At 40.5% G+C, this 1,190-nt stretch carries 1 protein-coding gene; it reads right to left on the bottom strand.

All coding sequences use genetic code 11. The features are described 5' to 3' along the window. Positions 1 to 1,190, bottom strand: a 1,190-nt coding sequence (locus tag RVS70_RS21500) for an amino acid adenylation domain-containing protein (RefSeq protein ID WP_321134757.1), incomplete at both ends; no start/stop codon positions are given.

The following is a 1,190-nucleotide window of genomic DNA, read 5'->3' as shown; positions in this document are numbered from 1 at the left end:
CATATTTATTCAGTTTCCCATTCCTCGTCAATGGCATCTTCTCTACTTGGACGAAATAAGTTGGAATCATATAATGCGGTAGTCCTTCCTTCATTCCATCTCGAATAGAAGCGATGTCGAGCTCCTGTTCCCCTACGAAATAGGCTACTAATAATTTTTCGTCTGCCTCATCTTTAACGAATACTGTGGCTTCTGATACCTGTGGTTGCTTTCGCAATTGATGCTCAATTTCGCCTAGCTCAACACGATAGCCTCGGATTTTCACTTGGTTATCGATTCGTCCTAAAAATTCAATTCTCCCATCTGGCAAGAATCGGGCAAGATCTCCAGTACGATACATCCGCTCTCCTGGCTCAAAAGGATTATCAAGAAACTTCGCTTCGGTTAATTCTCGATTATGCAAATATCCTTGTGCTACTCCCACTCCACTCACATACAGCTCCCCTTTTACTCCGATTGGGCAAAGGTTTTGTTGTGGGTCCAACATATAGGCTTTGACATTTGCTAATGGTTTTCCGATTATATTCATGACTCCATGCTCTATCATTTCTTGTCGATCGATTTCCGTTGCCATACAACCGATCGTGGTTTCGGTTGGTCCATAGTGATTCATAAAACAAATCTTATTTTCTGTATCCTTGGCAAAAAAATGTGTTAAATCGTTCCGATTTAATGGTTCTCCACCTAGGATTAGTAAACGAAGTTTTCCTGTTTGCAGGAAGGTATCTAATTCATCGGATTGCATCATCACAGAAAACAGCGAAGGGGTCATTTTAACATACGTACAATGCTTCCCAATGAATGATACTAATTTGTTTGGATCCTTATAGGTGCTCTCAGAAGCGATGTGTAACGTAATCCCGCTCAGTAATGCCGTATAAATGGTTGTATAGCCTAAATCAAACGCATAGGAGGATAATAAAGCCGTTTCATCTGTCGATGTAAGGTTAATTTTTTGGATCATCGCAACTGTGTAATTAATGAGATTCGCATGACTTACCATGACACCTTTTGCTTTTCCAGTCGTTCCAGATGTATACATAACATAGGCTAGATCACGAGATTCATGGTTTATATCCAGATTGGTAGAATCAGCTTGATAAGCGCTTGAGTCTGCAAGATTGACAATCATTCCTGCAAAAGCCGTTTTATTTGCATAGGATGAAGTCGTCACGAGTACGTCCAGTTTG

Origin of the sequence: Virgibacillus sp. M23 (genome assembly GCF_034190895.1) — a bacterium.
Lineage (GTDB): Bacteria > Bacillota > Bacilli > Bacillales > Amphibacillaceae > Virgibacillus > Virgibacillus salarius.
Note: the sequence above shows the minus strand (reverse complement) of the source record. Positions and strands in the feature narration are given on the sequence as shown.